This window comes from Apilactobacillus pseudapinorum, from assembly GCF_040369555.1.
Lineage (GTDB): Bacteria > Bacillota > Bacilli > Lactobacillales > Lactobacillaceae > Apilactobacillus.
This window is the reverse complement of the sequence record NZ_BAABVU010000026.1, coordinates 120360-134847: the sequence shown is the minus strand read 5'-3', so window position 1 is coordinate 134847 and position 14488 is coordinate 120360. Positions and strand designations below refer to the sequence as shown.

The 14488-nt window shown below is 39.7% G+C and carries 12 protein-coding genes; all 12 read right to left on the bottom strand.

The features are described 5' to 3' along the window. Positions 1-458: 458 nt before the first annotated feature. Positions 459-1007, bottom strand: coding sequence for a class A sortase (locus ABWU86_RS05775; protein WP_353321939.1), 549 nt, complete (start codon positions 1005-1007; stop codon positions 459-461). Between the two features lie 241 nt (positions 1008-1248). Continuing rightward, complete coding sequence (locus tag ABWU86_RS05770; RefSeq protein ID WP_353321937.1) at positions 1249-2193, bottom strand: dihydroorotate oxidase; 945 nt, start codon at positions 2191-2193, stop codon at positions 1249-1251. Positions 2194-2202: 9 nt separating this feature from the next. Next, positions 2203-5379, bottom strand: coding sequence for a carbamoyl-phosphate synthase large subunit (carB, locus tag ABWU86_RS05765; protein ID WP_353321935.1), 3177 nt, complete (start codon positions 5377-5379; stop codon positions 2203-2205). A 1-nt stretch (position 5380) separates the two neighbouring features. Continuing rightward, positions 5381-6460: a carbamoyl phosphate synthase small subunit gene (locus tag ABWU86_RS05760; protein WP_353321933.1), complete on the bottom strand. Its 1080-nt coding sequence runs from the start codon at positions 6458-6460 to the stop codon at positions 5381-5383. Then, the gene (locus ABWU86_RS05755; protein ID WP_353321931.1) at positions 6460-7728 is read right to left on the bottom strand and encodes a dihydroorotase; all 1269 of its coding nucleotides are present in this window, start codon (positions 7726-7728) and stop codon (positions 6460-6462) included. Before ABWU86_RS05755 ends, ABWU86_RS05760 begins: the two co-directional genes overlap by 1 nt. Next, positions 7712-8650: an aspartate carbamoyltransferase catalytic subunit gene (locus tag ABWU86_RS05750; RefSeq protein ID WP_353321929.1), complete on the bottom strand. Its 939-nt coding sequence runs from the start codon at positions 8648-8650 to the stop codon at positions 7712-7714. The genes ABWU86_RS05755 and ABWU86_RS05750 overlap by 17 nt, the downstream gene beginning before the upstream one ends. 367 nt (positions 8651-9017) lie before the next feature. Continuing rightward, the gene (gene apf / locus ABWU86_RS05745; RefSeq protein ID WP_293793998.1) at positions 9018-9599 is read right to left on the bottom strand and encodes an aggregation-promoting factor; all 582 of its coding nucleotides are present in this window, start codon (positions 9597-9599) and stop codon (positions 9018-9020) included. 307 nt (positions 9600-9906) lie between these two features. Beyond that, complete coding sequence (locus ABWU86_RS05740) at positions 9907-10419, bottom strand: LysM peptidoglycan-binding domain-containing protein (protein ID WP_293793943.1); 513 nt, start codon at positions 10417-10419, stop codon at positions 9907-9909. 450 nt (positions 10420-10869) lie between these two features. Then, entirely contained in the window at positions 10870-12255 is a 1386-nt protein-coding gene (gene nhaC, locus ABWU86_RS05735) for a Na+/H+ antiporter NhaC (RefSeq protein ID WP_293793944.1), read from the bottom strand. A 412-nt stretch (positions 12256-12667) separates the two neighbouring features. Further along, on the bottom strand, positions 12668-12988 hold the full coding sequence (gene trxA / locus ABWU86_RS05730) for a thioredoxin (RefSeq protein WP_293793946.1): 321 nt from the start codon (positions 12986-12988) through the stop codon (positions 12668-12670). A gap of 5 nt (positions 12989-12993) precedes the next feature. Next, positions 12994-13728 (bottom strand): DUF475 domain-containing protein, encoded by a 735-nt coding sequence (locus ABWU86_RS05725; protein ID WP_353321985.1) that lies wholly within the window; start codon positions 13726-13728, stop codon positions 12994-12996. A 93-nt stretch (positions 13729-13821) separates the two neighbouring features. Then, positions 13822-14487 (bottom strand): glycoside hydrolase family 73 protein, encoded by a 666-nt coding sequence (locus ABWU86_RS05720; RefSeq protein WP_293793949.1) that lies wholly within the window; start codon positions 14485-14487, stop codon positions 13822-13824. Position 14488 lies beyond the last annotated feature (1 nt).

Genomic DNA, 14488 nt, shown 5'->3' with positions numbered 1-14488 from the left:
TGAAACATCGTTTTCACTATTTATTCGTACAAGTGTCCCTCGAGGTATTTAAAAATATTTTTCCTTCTTCTAGAAATGATTCTCGGTATAAAATCACTTCCAAAAAAACTTAAGAAAACTCATCGATCACCAAATATAAAATGTTTTTTATCCAACTACACTAACGTATTTAGCGCTGGCGGTAATGTAGAAGTTGCCTTTGATTTCATACATTTTCTTGTTGCCGACTTTGACAGTCTTAACAACATAGCGATAATAACATAATTAGTTTTTATAATAATCCTCTTAGAATTAACGTTCATCATGATGTGACTAAATCTCTATGTATATCATTATAATAGCATTATCATTTGTTTATTGCTATATAAAAAGGACAGTTCATAACTGTCCTTTGGCATTATTTATCAACGATTAGTGATTTGGTTACCTCGTCTTTTCACGGTTTAAACCGTTTTTAACTATTGAAACACCTTCGCATTTTGGTTATTCAACTTTTCAACTTTCGCTAACTTAGCGACTACCAGTGTTCGATTAGGTTCATTAATCGTACCACTCGAACAAGTGATCAAAGTAACCACCGGTGTCTTATAAGTATCGGTGACATAGTGGACTTCATATTGACTGATGGTTTTAATGAATGAAACACGGTAAGTATAGCGTTTCTTGCCATCTGTAAAGTAAACTTCGGTATTCTTTTTAACCTTGTGCAATGGGCCAAACAAGATTTTGCCATTACTCATATGGTGTCCGGCCACCGCGAAGTTCCCTTCGCCCAGCTTTTGATCTGCCTTCATCGTTCCGGCACCAGAGAGGAGTTCTTGATTATTCAAACCATAATACAAAGGTAAGCTAATCTTGACCGATGGAATCGCGATTTTACCAATCATTTGTTGCTTCTTACCATTTAAGATTGCCTTGGAGATCGATGAAGCCGACACACTTTCGATTTTTCGAAAATCAAAGTTAGCATTCTTATCCTTGGCGGTCGCCGCAATTCGGCCGTTCATTTCACTATTAGTTAAATATTTAATCGCGCTATTTTCTAACCATGGTAGCGAGATTAGAAAGACCCCGACCACCAGCAAGGTCACCCAAGTCGCTGTATACAATTTTTTCTTCATTGTGATTGCCCCGCTTGTCTTTTTTCTTTTTATCCTATCACAAAACAGCGATTCTGCACGGTGGCAACCCTAATCCTTACTAAATCTTAAACAATCAAAAAACGTGTTCACAACACGTTTTTTTAGTTTAATCTTCAATTACTTTTAACTTCCCACGGAAGTCCGCTAATAATTCGTAGCCTTTTGCTTCCATAATATCAGTTAATTCACGCGTTACTCGTTCGAAAGCCCCCAAACCTTCTTCGTATAACTGCGTTCCGATGGAGACCATTTCAGCACCACACAAGATGTGCGCGAATGCATCCCTTCCGTTAGTGACCCCACCAGTTCCGATAATCTTAATTGATGGGTTCAAACGTTGACGTAACCCGCGGACGTTCGCCAATGCGGTTGGTAGGACCATCGATCCCCCAACGCCACCAAAACCACCTTTTGGTTTTAAAACAACTGTTTCCGAGTTGACGTCAATCCATAACCCATTTCCAATCGAATTGATGGTATTCACATGGCTCAATGGATATTGGTTTAACAATTCAGCAATTTGGTCAAAGTGGACTAAATCAAAATATGGTGGCAATTTAATCCCTAATGGTTTCTTGTAAAAACTGAAAACTTCCTTTAATAAGTCATTCGCAGCTGGGAAATCATAGGCCATTTGTGGTTCACCAATCACGTTCGGACAAGATAGGTTTAATTCGGTCAAACCTTGGTAACTATCGTCGTCTTGTAAAGTGTGTAACATTGCCAAATCTTCTTCTTTCGAGCGTCCGGCAACTGAGACAATCACCGGTTTGATTTGGTCATGCGTCTTTAGATAATCCATGTAGTAATCAAAACCTTCGTTCGGTAATCCCATTGAATTAATTGATCCGTTCGCTAAACGATAGTAACGAGGCAATGGATTGCCGAAGCGACTTTGTGGCGTCATACTCTTAGTGACCATCGCACCGGAAACTGGTTCCTGCATTAAGTCATCTAATTCTGCTTCGGTTTGGCAATGGATTCCAGAAGCGTTTAAAAATAGGTTGTTCACTTTCATATTGGCGATTTGTGCTGATAAGTCTACTGACATGGAGTCCTCCTAAAGTGGGTTTACAGTTAGTGTTTGGTCTTCTAGTACGGTTAATAGTGAAGCGACCGTATCTAAGGCGGTGAATAATGGCACCGCGTTTTCAATCGCAGCGGCACGAATCTTGGCTTCATCATCGAATGTAGTTTCGGTCGAGTCAATCGTGTTCACGACTAGTTTCAAGTGTTGTTTGTATAGTTCTGAAACCGGATTGTCGTCTTGGTTATCTGAGAACTTGTTAATTAAGGTGTTCGCAAGCCCATTATCATTGAAGAATTGATGGGTCTTTTGGGTAGCCTTGATTTGGAAACCTAGTCTTCTAAAACGTTTGGCTAAAGCGAGTGATTCTTGTTTGTCTTCATCACAAACGGTGAATAAGACGTTACCGGAAGTTGGAATGCTGATGCCAGATGCGATAAATGACTTGTAAAGTGCTTTGGCGTAGCTGGTATCTGATCCCATTGCTTCTCCGGTCGACTTCATTTCAGGTCCTAATGTGTTATCGACATGTGGTAGTTTTGAGAAACTAAAGACTGGTGATTTAACGCTAATCCGACTGGCTGGGTATACCACTCCTGATGTGTAGCCTAAGTCGGCTAGTTTTTCGCCGACCATAATGCGGGTCGCTAAGTCAGCCATTGGAACGTGAGCCACCTTCGACATGAATGGCACGGTTCTAGAAGCTCTTGGGTTCACTTCGATGACGTAGGCGGTTTCGTTTTGAATCACAAATTGCACGTTCATTAGCCCTTTGGTGTTAAGTGCTTTCGCTAGTTCGATTGCGGCAGTTTCAATTTGTTTTTGGACCTTATCCGACATAATTTGTGGTGGGTACACGCCCATGGAGTCTCCGGAGTGAATTCCGGCTCTTTCGATGTGTTCTAGAATTCCTGGAATGACGACGGTTTCCCCATCTGATACGACGTCTACCTCTGCTTCAGAACCTAATAGGTATTGGTCAATTAGGACGGGGTGGTCGTTAGATGCGTGCACCGCTTTAGTCATGTAGCGGTGTAGTTCTTCGTCATCATGGACGATTTCCATCGCCTTTCCACCTAAAACATATGAAGGTCTAATCATGACTGGGTAGCCGATTTGGTTGGCGATTTGTAATGCTTCGTCAATGTTAGTGGCGGTGTCCCCTTGTGGTTGTGGTAATTGCAATTGCTTAATCACTTGGTCGAAGTCATGACGGTCTTCAGCACGGTTGATATCGGAAACGTTAGTTCCTAAGACTTTTACCCCCGCTTGGTGCAATGGTTCTGCTAAGTTAATCGCAGTTTGCCCACCGAATTGAACAACGACACCGACTGGTTTTTCCAGTTCAATTACGTTTAAGACCTCTTCAATCGTTAATGGTTCGAAGTATAGCTTATCTGACATTGAGAAATCGGTTGAAACGGTTTCTGGATTGGAGTTCATGATAATCGCTTCATAGCCTAATTGTTGCAGCGTTTGAACCCCATGGACGGTCGCATAATCAAATTCGACCCCTTGACCGATTCTGATTGGGCCAGACCCTAGTACTAGCACTGATTTTTTATCAGATACTTGTGATTCGTTTTGTTGACCCCAAGTACTGTAGAAGTAAGGTGTCGCTGCCTTGATTTCTCCGGCAGAGGTATCAACCATCTTGTAGACTGGTGTGATCTTGTTTTGTTTTCTTAAATCACGCACTTCTGCTTCTTGAACGCCCCAGATGGCAGCAATCCATTCATCAGAAAAGCCATATCTTTTGGCCATCTTTAGCATTTGTGATGAATGATCAGTTTCTAATTCTTCGGCGATTTCGACGATGTGGGCAATCTTATCTAGGAAGAATAAGTTGATTTGAGTTTGTGCATTGATTTGTTCAATTGCGACACCCCGTTTAATCAATTCGGCAATCATGAATAAGCGGTCGTCAGTAGCGTCTTTAATTGCTACTAACATTTCTTCAGTTCTGCTGTCGGCATAGACTGCTGAGTCGAAGTAACGTTGATCGATTTCCAAAGAACGAACTGACTTCAATAAAGATTCTTCGAAAGTGCGACCCATTGCCATGACTTCTCCGGTCGCCTTCATTTGGGTTCCTAAGTGATTATCAGCTTGCGGGAACTTATCAAATGGCCAACGCGGAATTTTGGTAACGACATAGTCTAATGCTGGTTCAAATTGGGCTAATGTGATGTGGGTAACTGGGTTTTGGATCTCGTTGAGGTTAATTCCGACCGCAATTTTCGCAGCGATTTTAGCAATTGGATAACCGGTCGCCTTAGAAGCTAGCGCAGATGAACGTGAGACACGTGGGTTCACTTCGATGATGTAATACTTCATGCTGTTGGCATCTAGTGCCATTTGGACGTTACAGCCCCCTTCGATATGCAAGGCACGAATGATTTTTAGTGCCGCATCACGAAGCATTTCGTATTCACGATCGGATAAGGTTTGGACTGGTGCCGCCACAATTGAGTCCCCGGTATGAATCCCAACTGGGTCGACGTTTTCCATTGAGCAGACAATCATCGCGTTATCGATTTGGTCTCGCATCACTTCCATTTCGATTTCCTTGTAGCCGGCAATCGAACGTTCGACTAGCACTTGGCTGATGGGTGATAAACGGAGGCCGTTTTCCATAATTTCGGTGAATTCTGCCATATTATGTGCGAAGCCCCCACCGGTTCCACCTAAGGTATAAGCTGGTCTAATCGCTAGTGGAAAACCGATTTCTTCAGAGAAGGCGACGGCGTCTTCCATGTTTTCAACGGTCTTAGATTCTGGGACTGGTTCACCGATTGCTTGCATTAATTCTTTAAAACGTAAACGGTCTTCAGCTTCTTCAATCGCGTCTAGTTTGGTGCCTAGTAGTTCGACGTTGTATTCTTCTAGGATGTGGCTATCAGCTAATTCTTTAGCCATGTTCAAGCCAGTTTGCCCACCTAGTGTTGGTAAGATGGCGTCTGGTAATTCTTGGCGAATAATCTTACTGATGAATTCCATTGTAATTGGTTCGACGAAAATCTTGTCGGCAATCGTGGTATCAGTCATGATAGTCGCTGGATTGGAGTTGATTAGAATTACTTCGTAGTCTTCTTCTTTTAAAGCTAAACAAGCTTGTGAACCAGAATAATCAAATTCCGCTGCTTGTCCGATGATGATTGGACCAGATCCAATTACTAAAATCTTGTGAATGTCAGTTCGTTTTGCCATCTTAAATCCCCGCTTTCTGGTTATCTTGCATTGCTGCTACAAAATCATCAAATACATATTCCGCATCGTGTGGACCCGGTGATGCATCTGGATGGTATTGGACTGAAAAGGCTGGACGATTCTTTAAGCGAACCCCTTCAACTGTTCCATCGTTAATTTCGGTTTGGGTAATTTCTAATTCGGTTGCTTCAATTGAATCGGCATCAACCGCATATCCATGATTTTGTGAAGTGAAGTAAGTGGCTGGTTTGCCATTTTCTTGAATTGCATGGTTAAAGCCACGGTGACCAAACTTCATCTTGTAGGTATTCGCACCGTTAGCTAAGGCGAATAATTGATGGCCTAAACAAATTCCTAAGATTGGAAGTTGTGCTTCTAGAATTCGAATGGTTGGTAGGACGTAGTCTAAGTCTTTTGGATCGCCGGGGCCATTGGATAATAGAATTCCATCTGGGTGGCTAGCCAGAATTTCTTCTGCGCTGGCAGTGGATGGGAAAACAGTTACGTTTAAATTACGTTGGGCTAGTGAACGTAAGATGGAGTCCTTTAAGCCAAAGTCGATTAATGCGACTCTTAGACCAGTGTTAGGTGCTTGATACACACTATTAGTGGATGCACTTTGTGCGGATGTGCTAGCTAGTGGTTGGTCGAAAGCAGCTTGAATGGTTTCTGATTTTAAATCATCAACAATCACAGCTTCCATCGAACCTTCATCACGTAATTCTTGGGTTAATGCTCTCGTATCGACTTGTGAAATCCCTGGTAGGTCTTCTAACTCAGCGTATTGAGTTAGTGTCATGTTACTGCGCCAGTTACCAACTAGGCGGGCAATTTCGTTAACAATAATTGCGGTCACGGATGGATGTAAACTTTCCATGTCGTCGCGATTCACTCCGTAGTTTCCAATTAGTGGATAAGTAAAAACCAACATTTGGCCATCGTAACTTGCGTCGGTCATACTTTCTTGGTAACCGGTCATCCCTGTTGAGAAAACCAATTCCCCGTGAACGACTTTTTTAGAACCAAAGCCGACACCTTCATATGTTGATCCATTCTTTAGTACTAAGTATCTTGCTTGCATTATTCCTCGCTCCCATCTTGATATGCGATGTTTCCATCGACTAGTGTTAGTTTGGTTTTGCCATAGACTTGTTCACCGATGAATGGTGAGTTCTTTCCTTTGGATAGGAAATCGTTAGCATCTATTTGATATGGTTGGTCTAGTTCCATCAATGTGATATCCGCTGGTTGACCAACTTGTAGTTGCCCCGCTGGTAGGTGGAACAAGTTTGCCGGGTTGCTGCTCATCCACTTGATTAGTTGGTTTAAATCAACGATGCCGTTCTTCACAAAGTGGGTGTACATCAAGCTAAATGCGGTTTCGCTACCGACAATTCCAAAGGATGCGTCACGCATTGAACCAGACTTTTCCTGTTCGCTGTGTGGAGCATGGTCAGTGGCGACCATGTCGATGGTACCGTCTAGTAAGGCAGCGATTAGCGCCTTGCGATCTTTCGGACTACGCAATGGTGGGCTCATCTTCATCATTGGGTCGTCAGTCGTAATCATTGAATCATCTATCAGTAAATGATGTGGTGATACTTCGGCAGTGACGTTAATTCCGCGGGCTTTGGCGATGCGGACTAATTCGACTGATTCTGCAGTTGAGATGTGAGCGACATGGTAATGGACACCCGTTGCTTTCGCTAGAACTAAGTCACGAGCTAGCTGTGATGATTCTGATAGTGGTGACATTTCTGGTAAACCTAATCTTTTGGCGGCGTCACTTTCGTTCATCACACCCCCATTGATTAGAGAGTCATCTTCAACATGGGCAACTAATGGTTTGTTAGCTTCTTTAGCTGCTTGCATCGCTAAATACATTGTTTCAGCGTTTTGGACCCCATGACCGTCGTTAGTAAATGCAATCGCCCCCAAACGATTCATTTCCGCAAAGTCAGTAGGTTTATAGGCAATCAATTGCTTACTGATCGCAGCATATTGATACGCATGAACAACGCTTTTATCTTGGTTTAACGCTAATTGTTCAGATAATGCATGTGGTGTGTCGACAACTGGTTTAACGTTTGGCATCACACAAACACTGGTGAACCCACCGTGCGCTGATGCTTTACTACCTGATTCGGTATCTTCTTTATAAGTTAATCCTGGGTCTCTGAAGTGGACGTGAACATCGACTAAACCGGGTAGTGCAGTGGCCTTTTGACCGTTGATTACTTGATCTACTGATTCGTTTACTTCATTATTAATGGCAGCAATTTTGCCATCTTCTATTAGGATGTTGACAAGTTCTTGATTTACATACACATTTTTAATTAAGGTCTTCATAGTTATCCTCCGCTATTAGGTTTCGTTGCTTCAAGATGGATTCCAAAATTGCCATGCGGGCGTAGACCCCATTTTGCATTTGACGGAAAATTCTGGATTGTGGTGCTTCCACCAATTCGTCAGCAATTTCAATGTTGCGATTAACCGGTGCTGGGTGCATGATGATTGCCGTTGGTTTCATTTTTTGCGCACGCTGTGTGGTTAATCCATACACATTGGCATAATCAATCGCAGTGAAGTTTTCACGCGCGTCGTCGTTTAGACGTTCTAGTTGGACACGTAACATCATTACAACGTCGACATCTTCAATCATGTTGTCAATGGTGGTAAATGTTCCGAAAGCTTCGAAGTCTTGTGGGTACCATTCATCAGGTCCCGCGAAGTATAAGGTTGCGCCTAAACGGTGTAGAATTTCAGCATTGGATCGTGCCACTCTGGAGTGGAGTAAATCACCGATGATGGCGACCTTAATGCCCTTAAAAGTTTTAAATTCATCGTAGATGGTTAATAAGTCCAAAAGACTTTGTGATGGATGTTGGCCACTGCCGTCTCCAGCGTTAATCAATGCCGCGCTGATATTGTCATCATCGATTAGTGGTTCATACCATCCAGTTGTCTTATGTCTAATCACCACGCCATCGATACCGATAGCTTGAAGTGTTTTAACCGTATCCGCTAGTGATTCCCCTTTTTTAGTTGAACTATTATTAGGGTCGATGTTGAATGGCTTAATCCCCATTTTGCGTTCTGCCATCTCAAAGGAAGTATGCGTTCTAGTACTATTTTCAAAAAACATATTGGCGAAGTAGACTGATCGTTTCAACCTAACTTGTTTACCATTACGAAATTGCATAGCGTTATAGATTAAATCCATAATCGATTCATCACTTTGATGATTTAAATCTAAAAAATGTGTTTGCATGTATCCATCCTCCTAAAAAAGCACCCAACTCGATGAAGTGGGTGCTCGAAAATGGACCGATTGCGTCGTTCTTCAATGCACCCTCTCTGGAGTTGCTTAATTGAATCTAGATATAAAAAAGGACTTCCCTGACCGTGTCAGAAAAGTCCTTCAATGTCTGATAATTACACTGATGGCGTATGGAATCTACGCAAGGCCTTGACTGACTCTCTGGTCAACTCTTAAAGGCGAATCTCTTTTTATGTTGTTTATAATATATCATACTGAAAATATTATACAAGGATGAAATTTCAAAGATGCAAAAAAGACGCCATGAGAGGCGTCTTTTGGTAGATATAAATATTGATTGGATGAAGCGAGCTGCTTCTTAGTACCAACCGTGTTGTAGCCAGAATGCTTTGGCGTTATCCCATGAACCGTAACGAGATGCCACGTATTGATCAGCAACTCTTTCCTGGTTAGCAGCAGAATAATCACCATTTAGCATTGAAGAACTGAGTTGGTATTTACCATAGTATTGACCATTTTGCGCAGTGTATGAACCACTTGATTCACGGTTGGCAATCCAAGCTTTAGCATCACTATTGCTACCAGTGTAAGTAGTGGTTGTGTTAGTAGTTTGAGCTGCTGGTTGGCTAGCAACACTAGCAGTACTACTTTGAACTTCCGTTTGTGAAGCCACGTTTGCATCACTAGGCAATGATAGTTTTTCACCAACATAAATTAAGTCGGTATCAACACGTTCGTTGGCCTTTCTTAATGAGTCTAGAGACACGTTGTATTTTTGTGATAATCCCCATAGGGTGTCACCACTTTGGACGGTCACCTTTTGTACCGCTGTGTTAGTAGTATTGTTAGTACTTGTTTGACTGTTAGCAGTTTGATCCGCGTTGGCAGTCGCACCACTTGCGATAAATAAACCAGCTACTGCAGCAGTAGCGAATAACATTGATTTCAAATTAAATGTAACGATAAATCTTCACTCCTATATATAAATCTATAACTCGAATGGGTTAATCCAATTGATTAACTGTCATCTATACTACATGGGTATCATTACACCGACTTCTCACCCACGTTAAAAGTTTCGCTTGATTCGTAACAATGTCGTCTTGGTGTAATCAATTGCAATCAAAACCACTCAAAGTGTTGATAATAAAGGATTTCTTACGTTACGTGGGACTTAAAATAACTTTAAAATGCTGTTTTAGACAATAAAAAAACGTTGAAAGAGAATTCTTTCAACGTCTTTTTGCTTAATACCAATTAAAAATTTCCCAGTGCGCTTTAGCGTTAACCCATGAACCATAACGGTCGGCAACGTATTGTTCAGCTACACGTTCTTGATTGGCTGGTGAGTAATCACCATTTAAATATGCTGTATCCAATTGATATCTACCATAGTAACGACCGTTTTGCGCGGTGTATGAATCGGTAGATTCATGGAATGAAATCCAAGCTTTAGCTTCTGCGTTTGCTTCGTTCCAAGCTTCTTGTGAATCTAATAGTGATTGACTTTGTTTCTTAGAGGATGAATGTTGCTTAGATGATTTATCATCTTTTGCATCATTATTATTGTCAGGAATAATTAAATGATCCCCAACTAATAAATCGTCATCACTATACTTGTTGTTGGCACGTTCTAACACAGAAATAAAAACATTATATCTATCTGACAAATTAGCAAATGTATCGCCAGACTTCACGGTCACTACTGTACTAGCAGTTGTAGGAACAGTAGCGTCTCGGAAAATAGAAATTAATCCCACAAAGGAGATTACGGCTACGAGAAATAAAACATTAAATTTATATCTAATACTTAAACACTCCCATAAAAATTAAAAAAATGATTAATGCGATATGTTGTACTTTAACAACGAAGAGTCATTCTATAGACTTTATATTACATAGATATTACACAGAAGTAACAAATAGTTGCCTGTACGTAATAATGTAATGTTTTAGTAATCTTCTGCAATACAATTGAACACAATGACTATTAACTCAGCATTCCAAATTTAATAATCGCGTACAATATCTAGGTAGTTTTTGATCAGAAAAGTGAAATTTTTTTGCTTTTTTTAGTAAGTGAACTGATTTCATGTTTCATTTGGACCCTTGTGTAACATAAAAAATGATGTAAAAAAGCCTATCATAAATGCTATTATGATAGGCTTTTTAACGTTTTATTAATAAAATTAAATTATGTTAATTATTAGCTAATCATTAGTGTGCTTAATTGCAATTCCAGTCACCGCACTGATGATTGAGAAGATTGGTGAGAAGATACTTAGGAATAGGAATGGTGCAAAGTGAGCAGCTGGTACTCCTAATGTTGCTGAAATAAATGCTCCGGCAACCCCCCATGGAACCAAGTAGTTAATTACAGTTCCTCCATCTTCGATTGCTCTACTCAAGGCAACTGGTGCTAAGCCAGCTTCATGAAAGACTTTCTTAAAGGCGTTGGCTGGTAGAATCTCTGATAAGAATTGTTCACCAACAAAGATGTTAACACCTATTGCAGTGCAAATAACAGCGATAATCAATTTTGCATCAGTGTTTAAGTGCTTAGTAAGTGGTTGAATCACTGCATCGATAATACCTAAGTGCATTAATAATCCACCAAATGCTAAAGCAATCATAATTAAAGCAATTGTTCCCATCATAGAACTAATTCCACCACGAGATAATAACATGTCAACTGAACGATTCCCAGAGCGTGATACGAAACCGTTAGTAATTAAATCATTAATCTTAATCAGAGCGATGTGACGATCTTGAATGAATAATAAACCAATTGAAACAACGATGTTAATGAATAACGTTGGAATCGTTGGAATGTGGCTCCATGCACAAACTAGTAATAATACAATTGGGATAACCGCTAAGAATGAAATATGGAAATGATCATTCAAAGCATGTAAAGTATTATTAACATTAGCTAAACTAGCGCGACCATCACTGTGGTTTAAAAAGACAAATAAAATAAACGAAGTAATCATAGCGGGAATGGTTGACCACATCAAGTTTTTAATATGGGCAATTAATTCGGCACCAGAAACAGCTGAAGCTAAGTTAACAGTTGCTGATAGTGGTGATGACTTGTCTCCGAAAACGGCACCAGAGATAACAGCCCCGGCAATCATGGCTGGGTTCATTCCCATAGTGATACCAATTCCCATAAAGGCAATCCCTAAAGTAGAAATAACAGTAAATGCACTACCAATAAATGTACCCACTAAAGCACAAACCAAGAAAATTGATGGCAAAAACCAGTTAATGTTAATCAAATGAAAACCAAACACCATCAATGTAGGAATAACTCCAGAAGCAATCCAGACACCTATTAATGAACCAATTAATAAGAAGATAAATAATGGCACAATTCCATTTTTTACCCCTGAAACGAACCCATCATCGATATCATCCCAAGTAAATCCTTTAAAACGACCCCAAAACACCAATAACATAATCCCCACTAAAATTGGTACTTCTGGTGAAATGCCTAATCCAATCACGCCAAATGACATAATTGCCATCATAATAACTAAAACCATGATTCCTTCTGTAAGTGAAACAGACGGTCTTTTTTGTTCTTCTTGCATAATATTTCCCCCTGAGTTTTAATACGCTAATTTTTAATATGTAGTTGGTTGTTAAATTTTAATATCGGATTAAACCTCCGCAGTTCGCTAGTTGCATATTATCGACTTCTTTCCATAAAAAAAGTCCCTGTTGTAAAAACAACAGGGACGATTATTTGTATTTTTTGACCGTGGTACCACCCAAATTAGTAACCACACGTAGTGGTCACTCACTCTGCTAGAAATAACGACTCTAGAAACCGTTCTTGGGTAGACACTATCCAATGTATTTCAGCAAAATTAACCTGATCGGTTCGCAGCAACCACCGACTTCCTGACACCCAGTTAACTCGTTACTTGATTTGGAATAATTGTTTTCTTTTATTTGATTAAACTAAGATTAGCACTACCTTAAAATTTCGTCAACTAAAATTTACATTTCAGCTAGCTTTCTATTTAAGTAATGTGCCATTTTATCTTTGGGATAAATACCAGTGACTTTTTCAACCGCCTTACCATTCTTAAACAAGACGATACTAGGTAGTCCCATCACCTTATACTGTTTGGCAATGTCTTCGTTGTTATCAACATTTAATTTACCAAAGTGAATTTGATCACCAAATTGATTTTCCATTTCTTCTAAGACAGGATCCATAATCTTACATGGACCACACCAAGGAGCCCAGAAATCAATCACTGTGATTTTGTTATCTGTTTGTTCTGCCAGATTTTCTCTGGTGATTGTTACAGCCATTTGAATTACCTCTTTGCTTTACGAATAAAATGGATGATAAATGTAATGATGAATGCCATTAAAACAATCAAACCAAAATGTAGTGGTTCGATTTCAATGTCAATCATTGGAATTGATAGAATTAATTTTAAGGCAATTATACCAATTAAAACGTACGCCATCGTCTTTAATTCTGGAATCTTCTTCATGACAAGCATGATTACTTCGGCAATTCCTCTCATACATAGAATTCCGATTAAACCACCAATTAAAACAATAACTGGATTTTCAGAAATCGCTAAGGCAGCTAAGACTGAATCAACTGAGAAAACAATGTCCATAAATTCGATTTGAGCCACTGTCATCCAAAAGCGTTTACGATTGGACTGTTGACTACTTTGCTTAAACATTGATTTCTTAGGTTTATTCGAGTGGGCGAAGTGATCAAAAACTAAGTAGAATAAATATAATCCACCAATTACTTTAATTTCCCAAATATGAATTAGAAATACTCCTAATCCAATAATTAAAAATCGGAAAAGGTAAGAACCCCATAAACCATAAAATAATGATTCTTCTTGTTCTTTTTTTGTTGGCAATGCTTGGGCTTGAGTTGCAAGCACGACTGCATTATCGACTGACAAGATACATTCAATTAATACTAAAGATAAAATAATTATCCATGCATCCTCTGAAAATATTACGTTATGCCAGTTATTTAAATCAAAAAACGGACCATATAACTTGCTTAATAATGGTATCACCTAAAGTCTCCTCTACTATTTTTATCCATATTATAGCTGAATGTTTTTCAAAAATGTAGCATTATTATCTATTTTAATATTTATTTAAAATTATTTATCGTACTTAGATAAATCATATTGTTTAATCAATGCAATTAGCGATTTAGCGTAATTCGGATCAGTAGCGTAACCATTCTTTTGAAGCATTGCTGCTTGTTCTTCGTAACTGGTTACGTTCTTCTTTTTAATGAAGTTAAGCGCTACGACTGTACTGTGATTTTCCACGGCAGCATAGACACTTGGGTATTTTCTAAATGTGGCAGGAATGGAGATCTTTTTCTTGTCGCCTTCCATGACCACTTTGACACCTTTGGCCACCTTAGTATCCTTGCTGACATATTCGTCAGTGTAATAACTAATTGATTGTCCTTTATAAGTTCCTTTAACTCCAAAAATGTTATAAGCTTTTTGATACAACTTAGATTGACCCCAATTGGATTCTTGAATAGCTTGAGCAATCACAATACTTGGCAACACAACGTGTTCTTTTTTCCAAACCTGCATTGCTGGTTTCGCAATAGTTTCAGCAAATTCGTGACGACGTTTAGCATCAGCTTTTTGTGCATTGATGATGCGTTGCTTATCGGCTTTTTCAATCGCATTTTCACGCATGTTATTTCTCACTTGTTTAGCGACGCTATAACCACCTGCTAAAATAACAAAGACAAATAGTCCCATAATCACGCGTTTAACGATATTTCCTTTTGGTGTTTTCATA

Coding starts and splice junctions, on each gene's coding strand:
- ABWU86_RS05775 (WP_353321939.1), bottom strand. CDS start 1,007: ATGAACGGCCGAATTGCGGCGACCGCCAAGGATAAGAATGCTAACTTT.
- ABWU86_RS05750 (WP_353321929.1), bottom strand. CDS start 8,650: ATGCAAACACATTTTTTAGATTTAAATCATCAAAGTGATGAATCGATT.
- ABWU86_RS05755 (WP_353321931.1), bottom strand. CDS start 7,728: ATGAAGACCTTAATTAAAAATGTGTATGTAAATCAAGAACTTGTCAAC.
- trxA (WP_293793946.1), bottom strand. CDS start 12,988: ATGGCTGTAACAATCACCAGAGAAAATCTGGCAGAACAAACAGATAAC.
- ABWU86_RS05720 (WP_293793949.1), bottom strand. CDS start 14,487: ATGAAAACACCAAAAGGAAATATCGTTAAACGCGTGATTATGGGACTA.
- carB (WP_353321935.1), bottom strand. CDS start 5,379: ATGGCAAAACGAACTGACATTCACAAGATTTTAGTAATTGGATCTGGT.
- ABWU86_RS05770 (WP_353321937.1), bottom strand. CDS start 2,193: ATGTCAGTAGACTTATCAGCACAAATCGCCAATATGAAAGTGAACAAC.
- apf (WP_293793998.1), bottom strand. CDS start 9,599: ATGTTATTCGCTACTGCTGCAGTAGCTGGTTTATTTATCGCAAGTGGT.
- ABWU86_RS05760 (WP_353321933.1), bottom strand. CDS start 6,460: ATGCAAGCAAGATACTTAGTACTAAAGAATGGATCAACATATGAAGGT.
- nhaC (WP_293793944.1), bottom strand. CDS start 12,255: ATGCAAGAAGAACAAAAAAGACCGTCTGTTTCACTTACAGAAGGAATC.